We start from the raw sequence: 4303 nt of genomic DNA on the forward strand, positions 1-4303 counted from the left end.
ACATCACGGCGGTGGATTATCCGGGACGAGAGCCGCGCTTCGAGGTGGTCTATCACCTGCTGTCCCTGACCCGGAACGCCCGGGTCCGCGTCAAGGTCACGACCGACGAGCGCCAGCCCGTGCCGAGCGCCGTGTCGGTCTTCCCCTGCGCCGACTGGTTCGAGCGCGAGGCGTTCGACATGTACGGCATGCTGTTCTCGGACCACCCGGACCTGCGCCGGCTGCTGACCGACTACGGCTTCCAGGGACATCCGCTGCGCAAGGACTTCCCGATGACCGGCTATGTCGAGGTCCGCTACGACGACGAGCAGAAGCGGGTGGTCTACGAACCGGTCAAGCTGACCCAGGAGTTCCGCAATTTCGATTTCGAGTCGCCCTGGGAAGGCGCGGACTATCCGGCCCCGGTGCTGCCGGGCGACGAGAAGGTGACCGGCTGATGGCTGATTCCTCCACCCTCCCGCCGCCGCTCGGCGCGAGCGTGTTCGACGACGAGCACGACGGCCGCACCGAGCACGCGCGCGCGCTCGACGACCGCAAATTCACGATCAATTTCGGCCCGCAGCACCCGGCGGCGCACGGCGTGCTGCGTCTGGTGCTGGAGCTCGACGGCGAGCTGGTCACTCGCGTCGACCCGCATATCGGCCTGCTGCACCGCGGCACCGAGAAGCTGATGGAGGCGCGCACCTACCTCCAGAACATCCCCTACCTGGACCGCCTCGACTACGTCGCGCCGATGAACCAGGAGCACGCCTTCTGCCTGGCCATCGAGAAGCTGCTGGGCATGGACGTGCCGTACCGCGGTCAGCTGATCCGGGTGCTGTATTCCGAGATCGGCCGCATCCTCTCGCACCTGCTGAACGTGACCACCCAGGCCATGGACGTCGGCGCCCTGACGCCGCCGCTGTGGGGCTTCGAGGAACGCGAGAAGCTGATGGTGTTCTACGAGCGCGCCTCGGGCGCCCGTCTGCACGCCAACTATTTCCGTCCGGGCGGGGTGCATCAGGACCTGTCGCCCGACCTGATCGACGACATCGGCCGCTGGTGCCTGGAGTTTCCGGCGGCGCTGAAGGACATCGAGTCCCTCGTCACCGAGAACCGCATCTTCAAGCAGCGCAACGTCGACATCGGCGTGGTCACCAAACAGCAGGCGCTGGAGTGGGGCTTCACCGGCGTCATGCTGCGCGGCTCGGACATCCCGTGGGACCTGCGCAAGTCGCAGCCGTACGAGTGCTACGCCGATCTCGAGTTCGACATCGCCGTGGGCAAGAACGGCGACTGCTGGGACCGCTACCTGTGCCGCATCGAGGAGATGAAGCAGTCGGTGCGGATCATGGAGCAGTGCATCCACAAGCTGCGCAATTGCCCCGGCGAGCCGGTCATCACCGAGGACAACAAGATCGTGCCGCCGCGTCGGGGCGAGATGAAGCGGTCGATGGAATCGCTGATCCACCACTTCAAGCTCTACACCGAGGGCTTCCGCACGCCGGAAGGCGAGGTCTACGCCTCGGTCGAGGCGCCCAAGGGCGAGTTCGGGATCTACCTGGTCAGTGACGGCAGCAACAAGCCGTACCGGGTCAAGATCTCGGCCCCGGGCTTCCGACATCTACAGGCCATGGACTGGATGAACCGCGGCCACATGCTGGCCGACGTGAGCGCCATCCTGGGCTCGCTGGATATCGTGTTCGGAGAAGTGGACCGATGAGCGTTCGTCGTCTCGCCAAGGAACAGCCCGCCTCGTTCGCCTTCTCCAAGGCGACGAAGGCGAAGGCCGACTGGTGGATCGCCAAATACCCCGCCGACCGCCGCCAGTCGGCGGTGATCCCGATCCTGTGGCTGGTCCAGAAGCAGGAAGGCTGGGTCTCCGAGCCCGCCATCCGCGCCATCGGCGAACTGCTGGGCATGCCCTACATCCGGGTGCTGGAGGTGGCGACCTTCTACACCATGTTCATGCTCGAACCCGTTGGTTCTGCTGCGCTTATCCAGGTGTGCGGCACGACGCCGTGCATGCTGCGCGGGGCGGGGGACCTGATGAAGGTCTGCAAGGACAAGATCGGGCCGAAGCAGACGGTGAGCGCCGACGGCCGGTTCACCTGGGAAGAGGTCGAGTGCCTCGGCGCCTGCGCCAATGCGCCGATGGCGATGATCAACGACTACTATTTCGAAGACCTGACGCCCGAGAACATGGCCCAGATCATCGACGACTTCGCCGCCGGCAAGAAACCCAAGCCGGGGTCGCGGGTCGGCCGGCACAGCTCGGAACCGGAAGGCGGGGCCCTGACCCTGACCGATCCGAAGCTGTATGACGGCTCGGCCGCGGCGAAGATCGACAAGCTGCCCAACAGCGATCCGGTCCCGGCATGACGCGTCCGGATCTCTCCGACGACGGCAAGGTCGCGCAGTACCGCGCGGAACTGCGCATGGTCGGCCGCAACCAGCGGCTGGCGGGCTTCGCCCTCGTCATCCTCGGCGCCGTGGCCGTCTGGGGCGGGACCGTGGCCGGTCCGGCCGGGCCCGCGATCCAGTGGCTCGGCTACGCGGCGCTGGCCTTCGGCTGGGCCCTGATGCTGGCCGCCATCTTCCTGCGCACGCGGTATCACCGCCGGCGCATGCAGGAGATGGATCGATGAACGGTCAGAAGCCCATCAACTGGATGGTCATGGTGTGGGCCGGGCTCGCCGACATGGTCGTCGGCGTCGTCCTGGCCACGGCGGCGCTGAACGGCATGCTGGGCGACAGCGACCAGACGGTCCTCGCGGGGGTCGGCGGACTGCTTATCGTGGTCGGACTCGGCATCTTCGTGTGGGGCCGCAACAATCTCAGCAAGGCCGAGAGCCGGCGTGGAGACCTGAACTGACCATGGTCGGAATCCTCGAAGACAAGGATCGCATCTTCACCAACCTCTACGGGCTCCAGGACTGGGGCCTCGAAGGGGCGAAGAAACGCGGCGCGTGGAACGCCACGAAGGACATGCTCGACCTCGGGCGCGACTGGATCATCGCCAACGTCAAGAACTCGGGCCTGCGCGGCCGGGGCGGCGCCGGTTTCTCGACCGGTCTGAAGTGGTCCTTCATGCCCAAGGAGCTGAAGGACCGCCCGCACTATCTGGTGGTCAACGCCGACGAGTCGGAGCCCGGCACCGCCAAGGACCGGGAGATCATGCGCCACGATCCGCAGCTGCTGATCGAGGGTTGCCTGATCGCCAGCTTCGCGATGCAGGCGCACGCCTGCTACATCTATCTGCGCGGCGAATATGTGCTGGAGCGCGAGCGCATGGAGGCCGCGGTCAAGCAGGCCTATGACGCGAAGCTGATCGGCAAGAACAACGTCCACGGCTGGGATTTCGACGTCTACATCCACCACGGCGCCGGGGCCTATATCTGCGGCGAGGAGACGGCCCTGCTGGAAAGCCTGGAGGGCAAGAAGGGCCAGCCGCGGCTGAAGCCGCCGTTCCCGGCCGGCGCGGGCCTGTACGGCTGCCCGACCACGGTCAACAACGTCGAGTCGATCGCCGTCGTCGGCACGATCCTGCGCCGCGGGGCGGAGTGGTTCGCGGGCTTCGGCCGGCCGAACAACACCGGCACCAAGCTGATGACCATCAGCGGCCACGTGAACCGGCCGTGCAATGTCGAAGAGGCGATGTCGATCCCGCTGAAGCAGCTGCTGGAAGAGCACTGCGGCGGCGTGCGCGGCGGCTGGGACAATCTCAAGGCCGTGATCCCGGGCGGCTCGTCCGTGCCGCTGATCACCCGCGAGATGTCGGAAACCGCCCTGATGGATTTCGACAGCCTGCGCGACATGCGTTCGGGCCTCGGCACCGCGGCGGTGATCGTGATGGACAATTCGACCGATCTGGTCCGCGCCATCGCCCGCATCAGCTATTTCTACAAGCACGAGAGCTGCGGCCAGTGCACGCCGTGCCGCGAGGGCACCGGCTGGATGTGGCGGGTGCTGGAGCGGATGGCCATCGGCGAGGCCGATCCGTCCGAGATCGACCTGCTGCTGGACGTCGCCGGCCAGGTCGAAGGCCACACCATCTGCGCCCTCGGCGACGCCGCGGCTTGGCCGGTTCAGGGCCTGATCCGGCATTTCCGCCACGAGATCGAGGAGCGCATCGCCTCCTACCGCAGCCGCCGCGCGAATTTCGCCGGCCACGCGATCGCGGCGGAGTGACGATGCGCCTGACCGCCGTCCTGATGCTGGCGCCCTTCGCCCTCGCCGCCTGCGGCGAGCGGGCGAACCAACCCGCGCCGACTCCGGCCGAGACGGTGTCCGCCGCGCCGGCGGAGACCGACGCCGCTCCGGC

The 4303-nt window shown here is 67.1% G+C and carries 6 protein-coding genes; all 6 read left to right on the plus strand.

Annotated elements, in window-relative coordinates:
- A partial coding sequence (locus tag RDU12_RS13165; RefSeq protein WP_308685039.1) for an NADH-quinone oxidoreductase subunit C occupies positions 1 to 437 on the plus strand: 437 nt, incomplete at its 5' end.
- Positions 437 to 1702, plus strand: coding sequence for an NADH-quinone oxidoreductase subunit D (locus RDU12_RS13170; protein ID WP_300290215.1), 1266 nt, complete (start codon positions 437 to 439; stop codon positions 1700 to 1702). The genes RDU12_RS13165 and RDU12_RS13170, both read left to right, overlap by 1 nt.
- Positions 1699 to 2361 carry an NADH-quinone oxidoreductase subunit NuoE gene (gene nuoE / locus RDU12_RS13175; protein ID WP_308685040.1) on the plus strand — a complete coding sequence of 221 codons (663 nt, stop codon included), beginning with the start codon at positions 1699 to 1701 and terminating at the stop codon, positions 2359 to 2361. The genes RDU12_RS13170 and nuoE overlap by 4 nt, the downstream gene beginning before the upstream one ends.
- Complete coding sequence (locus RDU12_RS13180; protein WP_300290217.1) at positions 2358 to 2627, plus strand: hypothetical protein; 270 nt, start codon at positions 2358 to 2360, stop codon at positions 2625 to 2627. Before nuoE ends, RDU12_RS13180 begins: the two co-directional genes overlap by 4 nt.
- Positions 2624 to 2854, plus strand: a complete 231-nt coding sequence (locus tag RDU12_RS13185; protein ID WP_300290218.1) for a hypothetical protein — start codon at positions 2624 to 2626, stop codon at positions 2852 to 2854. Before RDU12_RS13180 ends, RDU12_RS13185 begins: the two co-directional genes overlap by 4 nt.
- A gap of 2 nt (positions 2855 to 2856) precedes the next feature.
- Positions 2857 to 4170 (plus strand): NADH-quinone oxidoreductase subunit NuoF, encoded by a 1314-nt coding sequence (nuoF, locus tag RDU12_RS13190; RefSeq protein ID WP_300290219.1) that lies wholly within the window; start codon positions 2857 to 2859, stop codon positions 4168 to 4170.
- The last annotated feature ends 133 nt before the right edge of the window (positions 4171 to 4303 follow it).

Origin of the sequence: Brevundimonas sp., assembly GCF_031082345.1 — a bacterium.
Classification (GTDB): Bacteria; Pseudomonadota; Alphaproteobacteria; order Caulobacterales; family Caulobacteraceae; genus Brevundimonas.